13 protein-coding genes are annotated in these 17,578 nt (G+C 44.8%); 3 read left to right on the forward strand and 10 right to left on the reverse strand.

The window, feature by feature from the left end:
• Positions 1 to 75: 75 nt before the first annotated feature.
• On the forward strand, positions 76 to 588 hold the full coding sequence (locus ACY652_RS03250) for a hypothetical protein (RefSeq protein WP_462266527.1): 513 nt from the start codon (positions 76 to 78) through the stop codon (positions 586 to 588).
• Between the two features lie 98 nt (positions 589 to 686).
• On the opposite strand, the gene ACY652_RS03255 is transcribed toward ACY652_RS03250, so the two are convergent.
• Complete coding sequence (locus tag ACY652_RS03255; protein ID WP_462266528.1) at positions 687 to 4,424, reverse strand: S8 family serine peptidase; 3,738 nt, start codon at positions 4,422 to 4,424, stop codon at positions 687 to 689.
• A 144-nt stretch (positions 4,425 to 4,568) separates the two neighbouring features.
• Here ACY652_RS03255 and ACY652_RS03260 point away from each other — a divergent pair, with 144 nt between their 5' ends.
• Positions 4,569 to 5,030: a hypothetical protein gene (locus ACY652_RS03260; RefSeq protein ID WP_462266529.1), complete on the forward strand. Its 462-nt coding sequence runs from the start codon at positions 4,569 to 4,571 to the stop codon at positions 5,028 to 5,030.
• A 6-nt stretch (positions 5,031 to 5,036) separates the two neighbouring features.
• On the opposite strand, the gene ACY652_RS03265 is transcribed toward ACY652_RS03260, so the two are convergent.
• The 4 genes from ACY652_RS03265 to ACY652_RS03280 all read right to left on the reverse strand — a co-directional run bounded on the left by ACY652_RS03265 (position 5,037) and on the right by ACY652_RS03280 (position 11,856).
• Positions 5,037 to 5,285 (reverse strand): hypothetical protein, encoded by a 249-nt coding sequence (locus ACY652_RS03265; RefSeq protein ID WP_462266530.1) that lies wholly within the window; start codon positions 5,283 to 5,285, stop codon positions 5,037 to 5,039.
• Between the two features lie 5 nt (positions 5,286 to 5,290).
• Positions 5,291 to 8,992, reverse strand: a complete 3,702-nt coding sequence (locus ACY652_RS03270; protein ID WP_462266531.1) for a T9SS type A sorting domain-containing protein — start codon at positions 8,990 to 8,992, stop codon at positions 5,291 to 5,293.
• A gap of 276 nt (positions 8,993 to 9,268) precedes the next feature.
• Positions 9,269 to 9,943: a DUF4136 domain-containing protein gene (locus tag ACY652_RS03275; protein ID WP_462266532.1), complete on the reverse strand. Its 675-nt coding sequence runs from the start codon at positions 9,941 to 9,943 to the stop codon at positions 9,269 to 9,271.
• 263 nt (positions 9,944 to 10,206) lie between these two features.
• Positions 10,207 to 11,856 (reverse strand): NAD+ synthase, encoded by a 1,650-nt coding sequence (locus ACY652_RS03280; protein WP_462266533.1) that lies wholly within the window; start codon positions 11,854 to 11,856, stop codon positions 10,207 to 10,209.
• Between the two features lie 68 nt (positions 11,857 to 11,924).
• Between ACY652_RS03280 and gldB the strand changes: the two genes are divergently transcribed.
• Positions 11,925 to 12,980: a gliding motility lipoprotein GldB gene (gene gldB, locus ACY652_RS03285; RefSeq protein ID WP_462266534.1), complete on the forward strand. Its 1,056-nt coding sequence runs from the start codon at positions 11,925 to 11,927 to the stop codon at positions 12,978 to 12,980.
• Between the two features lie 58 nt (positions 12,981 to 13,038).
• Here gldB and ACY652_RS03290 read toward each other — a convergent pair whose 3' ends face one another.
• The 5 genes from ACY652_RS03290 to atpH all read right to left on the reverse strand — a co-directional run bounded on the left by ACY652_RS03290 (position 13,039) and on the right by atpH (position 17,529).
• Positions 13,039 to 13,227, reverse strand: a complete 189-nt coding sequence (locus ACY652_RS03290) for a hypothetical protein (RefSeq protein ID WP_462266535.1) — start codon at positions 13,225 to 13,227, stop codon at positions 13,039 to 13,041.
• Between the two features lie 69 nt (positions 13,228 to 13,296).
• Entirely contained in the window at positions 13,297 to 14,190 is an 894-nt protein-coding gene (locus ACY652_RS03295) for a DUF4349 domain-containing protein (protein ID WP_462266536.1), read from the reverse strand.
• Between the two features lie 143 nt (positions 14,191 to 14,333).
• Positions 14,334 to 15,236, reverse strand: coding sequence for an ATP synthase F1 subunit gamma (gene atpG / locus ACY652_RS03300; RefSeq protein WP_462266537.1), 903 nt, complete (start codon positions 15,234 to 15,236; stop codon positions 14,334 to 14,336).
• Positions 15,237 to 15,374: 138 nt separating this feature from the next.
• Complete coding sequence (atpA, locus tag ACY652_RS03305) at positions 15,375 to 16,949, reverse strand: F0F1 ATP synthase subunit alpha (protein WP_462266538.1); 1,575 nt, start codon at positions 16,947 to 16,949, stop codon at positions 15,375 to 15,377.
• A 31-nt stretch (positions 16,950 to 16,980) separates the two neighbouring features.
• Positions 16,981 to 17,529: an ATP synthase F1 subunit delta gene (atpH, locus tag ACY652_RS03310; protein WP_462266539.1), complete on the reverse strand. Its 549-nt coding sequence runs from the start codon at positions 17,527 to 17,529 to the stop codon at positions 16,981 to 16,983.
• Positions 17,530 to 17,578 lie beyond the last annotated feature (49 nt).

The raw sequence follows: 17,578 nt of genomic DNA on the forward strand, positions 1-17,578 counted from the left end.
ATTATCAGCCTGATACGGCACAAGCGCAACAGATACATGGTTAACAAGTATTAAATTCATCATCCTGCCGTTATTATGGATAAAACTAACCGTATGAAAAAAATCAGTTTACCATTATTAATTATCGCAGTATTTCTGCTTGTTGCCGGACATGCAAGCGCACAATACCGGGTAGCAGCAGGCTTAAAGTTTGGCGGTTATGAGAATGGCCTTACCGGAAAATATTTTTTAGATGACCGCGCTGCACTGGAAGGCGTATTGGGTTTCCGGTCGCACGGACTGGCCATTACCGGTTTATACGAAATTCATCAGACGGCATTTAATGTTAAGGACTTAAAATTTTATTATGGAGGCGGCGCCCATGTTGGCGCTGTTGGCAGCGGTTCTTACCGCCGTTATAATGGTGACGATTATGATTACCATAACAGCACCATATTGTTAGGGGCTGATGGCGTTATTGGGTTGGAGTACTTAATTCCTAACTCTCCTATAGGTGTAAGCCTTGATCTTAACCCACGTATAGAACTGGCTACCGGTCCGTTTTTTGATATTGCACCGGGCCTGGGATTAAAGTACGTGTTCAGGTAGGAAATGAGGACGAAGTTGATATTAACAAACAATGTTGTAACAACTCAAATTTCAACATATAACTTATTCAACCTTGCTGTCAGCCACTTATTGTTGTTTTACCTCGCAATAATTACTTTACTGGAATATATTTTTTCCCCAAGCTGTAATTTAAGTACATAGGTACCGGCAGCTAAACTGGCTACGCTAAACGAGGTAATATAATTACCGGCATCAGCATTTACCGCATTTCTATAAACGGTTTTTCCGGAAGTGCCTACTAATGAAAGTATCAGTTGCCCGGCTGCAGGCACATTTAACCCTACTGTAAGTTGCGTAGATGCCGGAACCGGAAATACAGAAAGATTGATATCTGCATTATTCCCGCTGGCATTGCCTGCCTTTAAATAAACCAGCGTATTGGTAGTAAGCGTGCAACCGCTTGCCAGTGTAACCTGTACCTGATAACTGCCGCTAACTACAGGTGTATACGTTTGCCCGGTAGCGCCGCTTATAGGTTGTCCGTTTAAATACCATTGGTTACCTGTACTGATATTTGAAGTTAATGTTTCGCCGGTTTGAGTAATTACCGGCTGGGTTAGCATTACCGGCACACGGGCTGTTGAAGGGCAACCAGCACTTATAACCTGCATATTATAAAAATAATAATATAAAGATGCGGCCGAAGTACCGGCTGAATTACCGGTAATACTAAAAATGCCACCTGCTGTAAACGGATAACCGGTTACCCCGGCATTACTTCGAAAAGTGGTAGCGCCATTCAGATAAGCCAGGCTGATGGTATAATTACCAGCCTCAGGCAACAGTAAGTTGAGCGTATACACATTGCCCTGATCGTTAACATCATCAGGCTGGCTGCCGGCAGCAGGTGTAGTACGTGTAGCGGTTACCGCAATGGTATTGGTTGATACCACCTGCCCGCTGGAGTTGGTTACTGTAAACCTGATGCGGCCGGAGTTACCAATATATAGCCTTGCACTTTGTATCACTACCGGTATTTGTGTGCTTACTACTACCGATGGGGTAAACTGATTATAGGTTCCGCCTGTAAATGCACTTTTTGTTGCCGGGCCAACAGTAGCCTTAAAATCGTTTAACCCTGCATAAAATGTATTATTAACGGGAGCGGTTTTGGTTACAGCATTTGGCCCGTAGGCTACCGGCAAAGCGTCGGCCGGGCTGCTGTACCAAAGCAACTGACCATCGGCTGCTCCGGTTAAAAGATACTGGTTGTTGCTGTTGCAATAATATGCTGCCAAAGCAGCAGGAACCGGATTGGCGGCAGTTATATAAGTAATTGTTTTTGAATTGTTAGCTGCTGTAGCATCTCCTGCCAGTAAACTTACCGCTGTAACTTCATATGATGCGGCTTGCTTAGCAGTAAAGGTTCCCGTTAAAGTAAAATCATCTTCAGCCAGTGGAGCGAGAGCACCGGTATAAGTGCCGTTCAGCGTAGTTACCGAACCATCAGATGCCTTTATGGTTGCCCTTACCGGTATTGCAGTAAGCACATCGGTACCGTAATTTTTGAGCGTTACAGTTACATTAGCTGGCCCGGCACAGGTACCTGAAACTACAGCATCCTGTACATCAATCAGCCCAACATCCAAACGCGGCTGCAAAAACTGCACACGGTAATCCTGTGTTTCGCCTTTGGCATAAGTACCGCATGGCGTTACCTCGTTCGGGGTACCAGTTTCGGCAAGTACAATCCGCATCAGGCTGAAGTTACCCGGTATTACCGTTGCCGGTACCGTGATATTAGTAGTGTAGGTATTTTTACCAGATATAACACCGGTAACAGCTACCTGTTCTCCGGCATCGGTAAATACGCCGTTTGCATTCCAGTCAATGTATACCTTTGCTATTTTATTATAGTCGGCACCGCAGGTACCAAGACTAATACTTAGCGGATAAGTTTTACCAAGTTCCAGCTGACCGGTGAGTGCAGTATAATCTGTATAAGTGGTGCAGCCTGTGGTTGCTGTGGTGTTCAGGTTGGAAAGCGAAAACGCTGTAATTTTTGAATCGGCACTTGAAGCTGGCGCAGAAGTACAGTATGCGCTGCCACCGCTGCCGGTAACAACCATTGCATACGCTTGAACTCCTGATTGCAGTGTTCGCTTATGAGTAACGGTTATGGTAAAGGTTTTTCCGGGTGTTGCTCCTTCTACCAATACCTGCTCTATATTATCGCGTACATTATCTGATTTTTGAGCTGCCGCTGCAGGCTGATCAGGGTTAAGTACCCATGGCATATAAGTAGTGCTGCCATCTGTAATACGCAAATCCAAATCATTTACCAGTTTGGGTGTACGGTCATTTATGGTGCCGTCGGCTGTAACAGCACCTTCAGGATCCGTCCAGGCTATAGTAGCAGCCAGCACACCATTACCTGATGCAATTACCTTAAAGACCTGCGTTTGCCCCTGTTGCAGTACATTTTCGCTGATTATACTTTTGCCGCCATTATCAGTAATCACCTGCGCAGCCTTACGGGTATTTAGCAGACCCCAGCCATAAATATAATCGGGGCCGGTATTGCCGCCATCAAAAGCGGTGTGGCAGGCCAGCGCCTTAAGGGTAGCCGAGCGCATAAAACTACCCTGGTTTGTTTGCGCATAATACTCCTGCAGCAGGTAAAGCGATCCTGTAACATTAGGTGCGGCCATTGATGTGCCGGATAATGTTAAATAGTCAGTAGTTCCGGTATTGGTGGTAGATAGTACATCATTACCATTACCTACCAGGTCCGGCTTGATGCGCCCGTCATCGGTAGGCCCCCAGCTGCTGTAATCCGCAATGGCAACATCCTGCCGGGATGCAGGCCCGAAAGGCAGCGGCGTTACTGCACCCACAGTAATCAAATTTTTGGCATTAGCCGGAAAAGGCATAATATCATACCCGGCATTGCTGCTGATGGCAGATGGCCGGGGCCCCTGGTTAACAAAAGTCTGGTCGGTACGGCTGCGATAGCCGTAATAGGTTCCGCCTATGGCCGGGCCGGTTTCGCCGCGACTGTTACCGGCCGCAAATACAATGGTATAATAGGGTGCATTGTAGGCAATACGGTCAAAACCCTGCGTATAATCGTCATAAAAACCGAATTTATAATCTACGGTGTCACCCGGCAGGCCATACCAGTTCCACCGGGCGTTAATATCGTCATAATCCCAGCCGGCAAAGGCGCCGTATGAATGATTGGATAGCAGCAGATTAGGAGCTGCACTGCTTATCTCCGTCAAGTCATTATTAAAATCGTAAGACAGCAGCGTACCGGCGCCAAAAGCCATTCCGCGTGCCGGTGCATATACCCCTTTGGCTATCAGGGTACCGGCTACATGGGTAGCATGATCATTGCTTGCCGCAGCATCAGGGTTGGTAATGGTTTTACCTGAAAACTCCTGATGTGCCGCGTAAACAGAGCCGCCATCCCAGATAGCCAGCTTACCATTCAAAAAGCTGCTTGAACCCGACAAATTAAGCCCTAAATCACCGCCTGCCTGCACCGCTGTAGTGTTTGTAGTGGCGGCTGAAATGGTATTGTTAAGTGTTTTGATATATATCGGGAAACCGAGCGGGCTTAACCGCTGCAATACCACTGTTTCGCCTTTAAGTGTTCTTTTGCGCAACGCCCAGCCATGCTGTTTAGCCAACGCAACTAACTGTTGCCGGCTGGCCTGGTAATTGGCATCGAAACCGGATGCAAGCTGCGCCAGCATTTGCCGGTTACCTGCCGTAGTTAGCGGCTTTTGAGCACTTACCTGCGTTGACAGCAGCAAAACTATGCTGACTAAAAAAGAGATGGAAAAGGCCGGCTTGCTGATGCAAAGCATACAGAACAGATTATAAATAATATACGTACAGGTTTATGAAAAAGATATGATCATGATGGTGTTGTAAATTACGTACTTTTTTATGGCAGATGCCCTATTGCTACGTAAGTTTGTTAATAATCGCTTAACATCATTTATCTCACTATGCGCATTACCTATTGGCTGGGGTTGCCGGCTGTTAGTACCTTGCTGATCGGCTTGCAGTTTTGTGCTGTACCGCATCAACTTAAATTACAGGGCATTACCGGTTATACCTACCGCCGGTACGGAAACCAGATGCCAAGGCGCGGCGGGCATAACCCTGCTACCGGCAACGGAACCGCTTTACAAATTGCGGTATATGCAGCCCTTAAGGCCGGGAACACGCCTCACAAAGGTGCGTTGTTTACAATCGATTCTATCCGGCCAGTAGCCACCGGCATGAGTGATGGTACCGGGAAATACCACATCAGCCTGCCGCCGGGCAGTTACTCAATATTATTTAAAACCAACCGTGGCTGGTATGCTGATGAAACCGATGGTAACGGTTATGTGAATTTAATAGTGATCAATAAAGGGCAATGGCTGGAGCGGGATTTTGTGGTGAGGCAGGGCGGAATATATTAGATACCTCTAACCAGTATCTTTTTGCTTAACTGAATATAGTAGTTTTTGTTGTTTGTGCATCTGACGCATAGCCAATATTCCAGCCATAATAATTAATACGTATACCCACGTATCCAACGGGCAATCATCATAAGGATCACAGCCATCCTGGGGCGTGTCGCCTTGAGCAATGCTGAACAATGGCACTAAAGCCAATACAGCCAGGCACAAGAAAAACTTACTTACAAAATTGCTCAAATAATTTCGTTTGTACATTTCCCTTAATTCACTTTTACAAATTTAGTCTTTCCTAACAGATTACCATTGGCCTGCCGCACTTCTACTATATAGGTTCCAGGCAACAAGCCCGCAACATTTTCAGACAAGTTGGTTGAAGCCAAAGTCCTTTTCATTATTAAAGAACCCGAATTATTATAAATATTAAATTGATATGTGTTGCTGGAAGCAAGAGGACTTGTAAGCAAATTAATATTTATATTAATGCGCTCCGTAGTAGGATTTGGATATACACTGAACATATTATCTTCCTTACCTGTGCTGTTCATATCTACAGTAACTGCATTGGAGTAACCAATGCGACTGTCAATATCATTTTGCTTCAGGCGATAGATATTAAGCCCCAAATGCGGGTTGTTATCAACGAAAGTATACACAGAGCTTCCATCACTCTGCTTATTGTACAATGTGGTGTAATTAATTGTTCCTCCATCCTGTTTTTCAAGCGTAAAACCGGTATAGTTACCTTCATTGTAAACCTTCCAGCGAATGTTGATGCTATTGTTCGTATTCTTGGTGCCGGTAAAAGCTACCAGTTGACAGGCAGGAAGCGGCCTGCGGCGGATGGACAGTTCAAAGCGGTTACCGCCGTAGGTGGTGGTATCTGAGGTAATGAGGTCAAACTTATACGCTCCATACTGGCGGATGTCCAATGAATCTCGTTTGTACTTGTCAATTAAAAAAATATCGTAAAGCGTATCGATATTCCGTACCCCCTCTAACTTTAATTGATACCGGCCATTTGCACTGGCAGCTACATACAATTTGATATGGCTGCTAGCATGATAGTCCGGCATACTATTAATTGAAGTTTTTATTCCATCTGATGACAGGCTGGCCATGTAAGCTCTCGAAGTGGTAGCATTTAAATTAAGTGCATCTCTATCAGCAAATTTTGCGGAGGCATCTTTATCGAAATAGATACCACAGTAGTCATAAATAGTACTGTCTTGCTCTAACTTCATATATAAACCGGTGACAGCCGGTAAAGTTGCTGAAATTGAAGTTGCCATCTTCTTATTCAAATTGGATGAAGCAGGATGCAGCAACCCAGTCATGGGGGTACTCATAATCAGGCTGGAACCGGTGGGGCCTGACAAATTAGTACTAACTTTTTGAGATTCAGCAAACGTTAATACAGGATTGAGAGCACCAGATTTAACATGTACAATGAAGCCTCCGCCACTGACAATGTTAGGTTGCCCGATTGGGCTTGAGGACAATGAATTATCCGTATATGCAACATAATTTTGGTTTGTTCCTCCAGTTTTAGAGCTAAGTACATAAGCGGCATCAACACTGGTATTGTTTTGAGTAAGCACTTTTCCTAAATCAAGTGTGCAAGGATAAGGATTACCCATCATATTAAAACCGGGAGCACTTGTAGCTGCATTAGAAAGTTTTCCTGTAGAATTCCACCATAAATTAGCTGTAAACCCACCTTGATTAAGGTAGCCGGAAGTTGTAGTAGTTGCGTCCGTTGGGGGGCCGCTTACAGGGGTAGCATTGGCTGATCCAGAAGTGCGGGGTCCACCACCGTTTAAAAAACGACTACCAACAAAGAAAAAAAGATAGCCATTACCAATCGGTATACTGGCAAGTGCAGGTACACTATTATCAGACAAAGTCATGTTACCGGTTGAAGCATCTATACTTAATATTCCTACATGCTTTCCTGATGTAAACGTTGTATTACTTGCAGGTAACGTCTCCTTATACAGATATACAGTTGGGCCTATACTTGAACCGCTAAAGCCACTACCTGGGCCACCCGGGCCACCTGTAAAGGCACTATTTTTTATGAAACTCAAATTATATGCACTTGTGTTGCTTGTGGCTTGCGTAGTTAAGTGAACAGGTGAAGACATTAAGCGGTATCCACGGTTAGCGATTAAATTGCCCCCTGTAAAGAAACGCTCAACATCAAATATACCCACAAAACTGGTAGACGTATTTGCAATCTGCGCAATGGCGGCAGAACCATTAGCATCCGATTGTAATATAAATTTAGCGGGGCTGGTATTCTTAATGGTGGCAACGTTATTGGGTAAAATCGTTGACGTTGAGCCTAAATAGAACGTGCCGCCTGTATTATTAATCTTGTCTGCCGTGCCGCCCAGTGTTATGGTACAAGGAGAATTTGGAAGACCTGCATAAAAGGTACCGCTATTGCTAATAGTTTGATCACGAGGAGTGTTATCAGGGAGTATTGGTGGTGGTGGATTAAGAGTAGTTATAAAAGAGTTTCCATAAACCTTAAAATTACCTGCATTGCTTATACTGCTTGAATTAGCGTTAAGTATTACTGTTGATGCGTTTATATCAAATACGCCACTACTAAGATTTGATATTGAACTACTTTGACCAGAAAGCGTTATACCTGAGGTGTTAAGATTAACCACACTATAATTGTTAAATGTAGTATTCGGATTTTTAAGATTCAGCGCCGCATTAGCGTTGAAGTTAAACGTTCCCGAGTTGTTGGTAGCTGTACACGGATTTGAACTTAGATTAAGTGATGCATAATCATTAAAAGTGAGCGTTCCTCCGTTGTTTGTCAGGTTAGACGATGCACCGTTTAGGTTTATAGAAGATGCATTTGCAGCACTTGTACCACTCATGGTAACGGTACTACCGCTATTACAGGCGAAGCCTGAGGAATTATTTAGATTAATTGAACTACCGCTGTTTGCTATCACATCGCCGCTATTTGAAAAAAGACAGTAATTCCCTATATTAATTTTGGAGGAGGTACTTGCCGACAACGTAATATTGCCCGTACTATTATTGGTTATAGAGTTTATGGTGTTTGAGCTGCTGGCAGGGGTGCTGGTTACTGCTGTACCATTAAAGTTAATATTAGCATAATTAATTAGCTGAGCAATTGCTCCTGAAACACTAGCGTCATTATTTAACGCCAGATCACCATTGAAAGTAACGGTTGCACCTGTGCTGGTTGTACTGCCGATGGTGAGTTTACAATAAGCATTTACAGTTGAAGCAGCAATACTACATGTTGATGTATTAGAACCAAGCCAGGTTAAGTTGCCAATATTTGAACCATTGTAATCAATTTTAAACCCTCCGTTAAAAGCATTTCCTGCTGCATTGGTTGTTAAAGTTGTTGTGCCCGGTTGACTAATGGTCATTAAACCGTTAAGCGTTACTTTACCATTGAATGTAGCAGTTGCATTGATAGTAACTGAATTAGCATAGACAGTAGTTAACGTTGCTGCCGTTAATGGTACATTAGCACTGGTGGTAATTTTACTTAAACTTCTTAAAGAAATAGCGCTCGTTCCTGCCACCGCCCCTGTTCCTGCAAAATTTAAGGTGGTGGCTGATCCGTTTCCTATATTTATACTACCACTTGAAGTGAGGGTTGCATTCTGCAATGTAATGGTTACCGTGAAACCATCGCTTATACTGATGTTTCTTACCTCAACCGAAAATGGCAAAGAAATATTTACATTTTTTCCGATAGTTACATCATCAATGGTAGAAAAAAGACCAGGATATCCTGAATTGTTCCAATTGCCAGCTGTTGTCCAGCTGTTATTGCCTGCATTGCCAGTCCAGGTATATGAAGCTGCCTTAGCCATTTTACTTGTAAAAAGGCCAAGGAATATTATCAAAAAAAAGAGTAACCGTGCTTTCAAATGATTTAAATTAAAGGTAACTGCCAAATTGTTTTACAATGATATCAATTCAACAAAATCAGCAATTATCAGCTAATACGGTAACAGGCTTCAAAAAGATTTACATCAGGAATAATTATTTGTAAATCAACCGCTTGATAAGCGCCCAGCCTGTTTGATTATAACCATCAAGGGGAAATAATTTCTGCCAGAGTAGTTACTTATAACAGTAAGCAATAAGCCTGATAACATTTCTAACAATAATTAAGAAAGGCCCGCTCTTTTAAAGCGGGCCTTTGCAGGGCTGAGTTTAATCAGGCTGATCTATATATTGCCCTGCCCGGTTACACTTACAGGCAATTGCTTAAACATTCCATCAATTACTTTAGGGATATCTTCAATCGCTTTTTCGGGTTTACGGTGCAGTTCGCCGGTGCTAAAACCGCGCCATACTACACGGCGGGTGCGGGCATCAATCAGGTCAATAGTAAGCACGCCTTCCTTAAAATGTTCCTGTACCGGGTAACCACCATAACCGTAGCCACCATAAGGATAACCCCAGCCCCCCCAGAATGGGCGCCAGCCATATCCCCAGCCAAAGCCGGAATAAAAGCCGCCATAGTAAGGATAGCTATACCCCTGGCGCGAACCACGGTCGACCATTGTAGAATACTGTACCAGCAAATCGGCACTACCATTCTCGCTGTAAGTAAGGCCCTTTGCCGTTAGAGATTGAATGGTAGCCTGCCTTATGCGCTGAGTTGCAGCCGGATTGTTGTAATACTTGTTGTTATTGATATAATTAAGCTGCTTGGGCACATTGCTGTTAATGGGCGGCATCTTGGTGTTGGCATTGCCCGACCTTACCAGGGTAAACGTGCGGTACTGCCTTAAATTGAGCTGATCAGCGCCGGCCTTGTAGTAATGATAGGAAGTATTACATGCAGACCAGGCTGTAGCCAACAGGGTTAAGATGAATAAATAACTAAGCCTTTTCATAGTGATTTGTTGTTATATCTGTTAGACTATGAATATAACAAAGGTTTAACATAATTATTATAAAGTCTGTTTAAGATTTTTGATGCTAATACAGTTGCCCGCCACAGCAAAAATTAATGTTTCTAATTACCAGATACGCTTGCTGCACGGCCCGATCCTTACACTGTAAATTACAGTTATATAACCGCATAGCCATCAGGCGCAATACTGCTTTTTAACTTGCCGGTTTCATAAATTAAGTACTTACCGGCCATTAAATGTAATCACGATAAATACCGCCCTACAATCGGCATACGGCGGCCCATACCAAAGGCTTTAGGCGACACCCGCAGGATGGGCGGCGTTTGGTAACGCTTGTGCTCGGCGTTGTTTACCAGCTTGATCACCCGGCGCACGGTGGTTTCATCATACCCCTGTGCAATAATTTCCTTAGATGATTTGCGGTGCTCCAGGTATTGTTTCAGCATCGGGTCGAGCACCTCATACTCGGGCAGCGAGTCGGTGTCCTTCTGGTCGGGGCGCAATTCCGCCGAAGGCGGTTTGATAATGGTGTTCTGCGGAATAATCTCCCGCTCGCGGTTAATATATCGCGCCAGCTCAAACACCTGCGTTTTGTATACATCGCCAATCACGGAAATACCGCCGCACATATCGCCATACAAAGTACCATACCCTACCGCCACCTCGCTTTTGTTGGAGGTATTGAGCAAAATATAACCAAACTTATTGCACATGGCCATCAGCAGCACAGCCCGGCTGCGCGACTGGATATTTTCTTCCGCAATATTGAACGGTAAGCCTTCAAACTGCGGGTGCAAAGCGGTTTCAAAAGCTTCAGTTATCGATTTTATGGCAATCAGTTCCGATTTACAGCCTAAGTTGTTGACCAGATCCTCCGCATCCTTAACCGAATGCCCTGTAGAGTAGTGCGAAGGCAGCAGTACCGCCATTACATTTTCGGGCCCTAAAGCGGCAGCCGCCAGTGCGCACACCACAGCCGAATCTATACCGCCCGACAACCCCAAAATAGCTTTAGAAAAGCCGGACTTACGGAAATAATCCTGGATGCCTAAAATCAGGCCGTTGTGTATCTGCTCGATATCGCTTTGGCGCTGCGCCTGCAGGGTAACCGGCTGCAGGGGTTTAATGGTTTCGCCTTTGTTAAACTCATAACAGGTAACCGCTTCGGTAAAGTAAGGCAGCTCGTCCACCAGTTCACCATCTGCACCGAACACCATCGAGCCGCCATCAAAAATAATTTCGGTTTGGGCGCCTACATGGTTCACATAAAACAGGGGCAACTGGTAACGTTTAGCGTTCTCACTCAATATGGCTATGCGTTCCTCATCATGGTTGTAAGTAAACGGCGAAGCTGCAATGTTGATCATCACATCCGGCTGCTGTTCTATCAGCTTGTCCATCGGGCGGGTTACATACAACGGGTTTTCAATGGTATTCCATAAATCCTCGCAGATGGTTAGCGCTATGCGGATGCCTTTATAATCAATGCACTGAAATTCGATCTCGGGCTCAAAGTAACGGTATTCGTCAAACACATCATAATTGGGCAGCAGCGCCTTATTCACTACCGCCTGCACCTGGCCGTCGGCAATAAAGTAAGCCGAGTTGTGCAGATCCTTGCCTTCGGGGGTATGGTTAGGGGTCGGTATGCCAATGATGCAGGCAATACCGGCACAAGCCTGTGCCACCTGCTGCGCTGCCTGCCCGCACTCGTCAATAAACTCCTGAAACTCTAAAAAATCACGCGCCGGGTAGCCGCAAATGCATAACTCTGCGAACACCACCAGATCTGTACCCTGCGCTTTGGCAATGTTAAGGGTATGGATAATTTTCTCCGTAATTTTTTCGAAATTACCGATATGATAGTTGAGTTGTGCTAAAGAGATTTTCATATGGAAGCAGATACTTATAACAACCGGGCAGGCATAAAGCCGTGCAGAAAACTGTTATTTTTGCGGCTATGAGTATAACGCCCGGCCGCAAAAACAGATTGTGGCAAATATATCTATTTTTTTTAACCGCCCTGTTACTGCAGGCTTGTAGCCGGCATTCCAAAGTGGATGTAAGCCATATCCCTGTAGAAGTAAAGATTCAGCGCTTCGACCATGATTTTGCCCGGCTGCAGCCGCCGCAAATGGCCGCCAAAGCCACGCAGCTGCAAAAGCAATATGGTGTGTTTTATACTGATTTCATCGAACACATATTGCAGGCCGGCACTACTCACGACACCAGTTACCTGAAAATGCTTCGCGATGTGTTCAGTAGCCAGGCTTATCAGGATTTAAAACATGAGGTAGATTCTGTTTATCCCAACCTCGACCGCCAGAACACCGAACTTACCGATGCCTTTAAACGCATCCGTTACTACTTTCCCAAGCAGCCGCTACCCAAAGTATATGCTTACTTTTCGGGCTTCCAGGCGCAAACTTCTATCGGCGACGGCTATTTTGCCATCGGGCTGGATATGTTTTTAGGCGCTCAATCTAAGTTTTATCCGGCACTGATTGAGGCTTACCCGCAGTATATTTCGCGCCGGTTTACACCGGAAAACATTGTCCCCCGAACTGTTGAAGCCATTACCCGTGAAAACATTTACCCCGAACCCGATGGCGGCAAGAGCCTGCTGAGCCGGATGATATATAACGGGAAAATTATGTACCTGATGGATCAGCTTTTGCCAGATGCGCCCGACAGCCTGAAAATTGGGTATACTACGCAGCAAGTTAAATGGAGCCATGATTTTGAAGCGCAAACCTGGGCCTACTTTCTGGAGGAGAACCTGCTGTACGAAACAGATTATAACAGGATTCAGAAGTATTTGAATGAAGCGCCCTTTACACCGGGTTTAGGCGAGCACAATAATTCGGCCCCTAAACTGGGCATCTATACCGGCTGGCAGATTGTGAAACACTATATGGAGCGCCATGCGGACGTAAGTCTGCCTCAACTACTGGCGAATAATGATGCGCAAGGGATTTTGAACCAATCAGGGTACCGGCCAAAGGAGGAAAAATGATTTTACAAAAAATGCGCCTGCAATACAGGCGCATTTTACATTATCTTGAAACTTAGTGTTACTGCAAAATCTTGAACACAGCTCTAAGCGCAATAAGCACCCCTACTACCAGAATAGCCCATGAGGTGATAGAGAAAAAAAGACTATCGTGCACAAAACGAAAATAAACACCTACCATGCCTACCACAATGGCTACAACTAATAAAAGGTAATTACTGGTTTCGTTCGATTTTTGTATTGAATTCATGGTTTGTGTATTGCTGTTTAATGACGCCCCAAAAGTAAAAAATGTTTAGCTGATTTTGCGAATTGTTTTTTAGATGTTAGCCACAATAGGTTTTACCTGGCGCTTTTTGTAAAACCGGTAGCCTAACCAGCCTGCCAACGCAAGCAAAACAAATACCCAAAGGTTCAGGATACCGATGAACACATCACTAAAAATTTCCCAGCCATTTTGTATGGCATGCCATAGCCGCTGCCCTGCGGGTAAGCCGTATGCCGATAAATCGGTGTTGGGCAGCTTTTGAATACTCACGCCCGTATTTTGGGTAAAGTTCAGGCTTAATGTACTGTACCTGATTTCAGCATCAGTTCTGATGTTGTCTATCTCCCGGTTCGTTTTCTCATCCTTTAAGGCCAGCAGCGAAGCTGCACTTCTGGCACTGGCCTTTTCTTTTTGCTGATAAGTTACTACATCCGCCCGGTTACGGGCTTTCTGCGCAGCCTCCATATAATTAATGGTGCGGTCATCCACATCCATTTTCATCAAAGTTACCTGCGTACTTAAGTGACTTACCTGGCTCATCAGCTCGGCCAGATGCCGTTGCGGCACACGTACTATCATTTCATCAGTAGTAGTGAATGCAGAAACCTGCCGCACAGAATCATCATTGAGTGCCAATGTGCGTGTATCATTCACCGTAGTTTCCAGATGATGATTCATTACCATACCGCCATGCTGGTTTACCAGGCCGGTAATGGTTTCACCAGCTTTTAAGGCATCTTTTACTTTAAACTGCATTTCTGCAGTTTTAACCAGCTTCAGGTTTACATTAGCAGTATCAGTTTCATTAGATAATGCTTTCTGGTCCGAAACAGATGCACTGTCGGCCGTCAGGTTTTTATAAGCTGATTCATTAGAACGGTTGCCACTACATGCGCTGAATAAGGCTATACTTATAACGAGCGCTGATAACATTCTCTTTTTCATAACCTTTGATTGTTTTGATCTTAATACCACCGTTGAAGCTTAGGTAACCTTTATATCTGCAACTATCTGAAAAGTTACATCCACAAAAAAGGCTTTCCCGTTACCAGGAAAGCCTTTGATTATTTGTAAAAATTAATAACGAATTAGCCGTTTAAGGCGGCGGCACCGCTTACAATTTCGGTAAGCTCGGTGGTAATGGCCGCCTGGCGTGCCTGGTTGTAAGATAGTTTGAGGTTGCGCAGCAGTTCGCCGGCATTATCAGTAGCCTTATCCATAGCGGTCATGCGGGCGCCATGCTCAGAAGCATGAGAATCTAATACCGCACGATACAACTGAATTTTGATGTTCTTGGGAATCAGCTGATCCACAATCGCTTTTTTAGAGGGCTCCAGTATGTAATCAACCTGCACACTTCCCTTGGCGGTTTTAATGGCAGTCGGGTCTTCTTTTGCCTCTGCTTTGGGCACCGGCAGTAATTGTTCAGTGGTCAATATCTGCACAGCCGCATTGCGGAAGTGGTTATAAATTAACTCTACCCTGTCATAATCGCCATTTACAAAGCCCTGCATTATCTGCTCTGTAACAAGCGATACATTGCTGAAGTTCAGATCTGTATATACCTCGTTGTTGTTACCAATTACTTTATAACCGCGTTTCTGGTAAAACTCCTGCGCCTTACGGCCGATAGCCACAATGGAAATGTTGCCTGCTTTGTATTGCGCACTATACTTACCTGCAATCAGTTGATTGGCAGTTTTGATGGCATTGGTATTGAAAGCACCTGCCAGGCCACGGTTAGAGGTAACTACCACCAGCAATACCCGCACCGGCTCGCGCTCCTGCAAATAAGGAGACGAACCTTCTTCTAAACTTGCCGACAAATTAGCCAGCAGTTCTTTTAGTTTGGTAGCATAAGGGCGCAACTGAATGATGGCATTAGTGGCACGCTTTAGCTTGGCTGCCGAAACCATTTTCATGGCTTTGGTGATCTGCTGTGTGGAGCTTACCGATGCAATGCGGTTTCTTACTTCTTTTAAATTTGCCATTGTGAGAGATGTGAGATTTGAGATTCGAGATTCGAGATATTACCCCCACTCACTTACTCTAAACTCTTTTACATTTTTGACTATAAGTGTGAGTATGAGGAACGTCTCATATCTCACATCTAATATCTCCTATCTTAATTAGTATTTTCCTGCCAGTTCTTTAGCTACGGTTTCCAGTACGCCGGTGATGGAGTCATCAAGTTTGCCGGCTTTCAAAGCGGCTAATATTTCAGGATGACGCATTTCCAATTGGCTGGTAAACTCGCTTTCAAACTCACGCACCTTGTTGATCGGCACATTACGCATCAGATTTTTGGTACCCAAATAAATAATGGCTACCTGTTTTTCAACAGATACAGGTGAAAACTGACCTTGCTTTAATATCTCCACGTTACGTGAACCTTTGTCCAGCACGTTTTTGGTTGAAGCATCCAGGTCGGAACCGAATTTGGAGAAAGCTTCCAGCTCGCGGTACTGTGCCTGATCCAACTTTAAGGTACCAGCCACCTTTTTCATAGATTTAATCTGAGCGTTACCTCCCACACGTGATACCGAAATACCTACGTTGATAGCCGGGCGCACACCTGCGTTGAACAGGTTTGATTCCAAAAATATCTGGCCGTCGGTAATAGAGATTACGTTGGTTGGTATGTAAGCAGACACGTCACCCGCCTGGGTTTCGATGATTGGAAGCGCTGTTAACGAGCCACCGCCTTTTACAAGATGGCGGATAGACTCCGGCAAATCGTTCATATCGCGGGCAATTTCGTCATTGCTGTTAATTTTAGCGGCACGCTCTAACAAACGGCTGTGCAGGTAAAATACGTCGCCAGGGTAAGCCTCGCGGCCCGGTGGGCGGCGCAGCAACAATGATACCTCACGGTAAGCAATAGCCTGTTTTGAAAGATCATCATAAATAATTAAAGCCGGGCGGCCGGTATCACGGAAATACTCGCCGATAGCGGCACCTGCAAACGGTGCAAAGAACTGCATTGGAGCCGGATCAGAAGCTGAAGCAGCAACGATGATGGAATACGGCATAGCACCGTTTTCTTCCAGTGTACGTACCAGGTTAGCCACGGTAGAATTTTTCTGACCGCAGGCTACATAGATACAGATTACCGGCTGACCGGCGTTGTAAAATTCCTTTTGGTTAATGATGGTATCAATACAAACCGCAGTTTTACCTGTCTGGCGATCACCGATAACCAGCTCACGCTGGCCGCGGCCTATTGGGATCATAGCATCAATAGCCTTGATACCGGTTTGCAGCGGCTCGGTTACCGGCTGGCGGTAAATTACACCTGGGGCTTTACGTTCCAGCGGCATATCAAAAGTTTCGCCGGTGATAGGGCCTTTACCATCAATAGGATGGCCTAAAGTATTCACCACGCGGCCTAACATGCCCTCACCTACTTTAACCGAACCAATTTTTTTGGTACGTTTAATGGTATCGCCTTCACGTACGCCTTCGCTTGGGCCTAACAATACCACACCTACGTTATCTTCTTCTAAGTTTAACACAATGCCTTGCAAGCCGTTATCAAACTCAACCAGCTCGCCCAGTTGCACTTGTGTCAAACCGTATACACGGGCAATACCATCGCCTACTTGTAATACGGTACCTACTTCTTCTAATTCAGATTCTGACTTGAAGCCGGCCAGCTGCTGGCGCAGGATGGCTGATACTTCGTCGGGTCTTACCTCTACCATAGTTTTATTTATCTATTTTTTAAGAGTTGTATTATAATATTGCTTTATCAGCAAAATCTTTCTTTAAACGTTTCAGGCTGCTGCTCACCGAAGTATCAATCTGGCGGTCGCCAACGGTTAGGATGAAACCACCAATCAGCGATGGATCAACTCTGGCCTGCAACATGATATTGCCGCCGGTCATTTCTTTTACCTCGGCTTCTATAGCCTGGCGGTTAGCCTCGTTTAACGGAGCAGCCGATACCACAGACGCTTTAACAATAAACTTTTTGATATTGTACAGGTTCACAAACTCCTGAGCAGTGTAATACAATATTTCACCACGGCTTTTGTTCACCATAATAGCAAAGAAAGCCTCTGATGATCTGGACACCTTGCCGCTGAATAAACCTTTTAGGATATTAATCTTTTTTTCGTGCGAAACGATAGGATTGCGCAATACGGCCTGCAGCTGACTGCTGGATTTTACAACCTGCACAAAAAATTCCATATCCTGCTTGGTCTGCTCTAAAGTATTTTGTTCTTCAGCAAGATCAATCAGCGATTTGGCGTACCGGGATGCAACGGTTATTTCTGACATTTTATATAATTGAAGAGCGGGGAGAAAAGAGCGGGGAGAAACTATTTTA

It is taken from the genome of Mucilaginibacter sp., from assembly GCF_965200995.1.
Taxonomy (GTDB): domain Bacteria; phylum Bacteroidota; class Bacteroidia; order Sphingobacteriales; family Sphingobacteriaceae; genus Mucilaginibacter.